This is a genomic window from Halobacillus sp. BBL2006 (assembly GCF_000786645.1).
Classification (GTDB): domain Bacteria; phylum Bacillota; class Bacilli; order Bacillales; family Halobacillaceae; genus Halobacillus.
Genome location: NZ_JRNX01000786.1, coordinates 1 through 683, shown reverse-complemented (window position 1 = coordinate 683; position 683 = coordinate 1). Strand labels below are relative to the sequence as shown.

The 683-nt window shown below is 41.1% G+C and carries 1 protein-coding gene; it reads right to left on the bottom strand.

What is annotated here, in order from left to right; genetic code table 11:
• Positions 1–47 precede the first annotated feature (47 nt).
• Positions 48–683, bottom strand: a 636-nt coding sequence (locus LD39_RS19675; protein ID WP_035552359.1) for an ABC transporter substrate-binding protein, incomplete at its 5' end; no start/stop codon positions are given.

Genomic DNA, 683 nt, shown 5'->3' with positions numbered 1-683 from the left:
TCGGAATTTTTGCGTTTCATTCAGTTTTGTCCCAGCCTCTCCTGTCCTTATTGTTTCCCTTCAATGTAAGCATACTTGTAAGTATAATCAGGGCCCATTGGATTGGCTGTAACATTTTTTATATATGGTTTCCATAGCTGAGCCTTCGCCCGTTGATAAAGAGGAGCGATTACCGCATCTTCTTTAATCAATAATTTCTCAGCTTCCAAGAACGTTTCGAAACGCTCCACCGGTTTTTGAGCTAAATCAGTAGCCGCATTTTTAATTAAGCTATCATACTTTTCACTCGAATATCCGGTCTTATTATTTCCTCCATCTGTGACCCAGAGATTCAAAAATGTGTTCGGATCGATATAGTCTGGACCCCAGCCATAATTCTCAATATCATAGTTCATGTTGCTGTCTCTTTCTAAACGGACCTTGAATGGAACGCTTTCCACTTTAATGGATAATCCTTCAAGTTGTTCAAGTTGATCTTTAATATAAGCATCAAGGTTTTTAGCCACTTCTGTGTCCCCGCCTAAATAGCGAAGCTCAGCATTATTGATATTCAGCTCTTCTTTCGCTTTCTTCCAATGTTCCTGAGCCTTTTCTATATTGGATCCAACGAGGTCTCCATTAATTTCCCGGAAGTCTTCTCCAGACTCCGGGTGCTGAACGAAGTTCCTTGGAACGTACCCGCC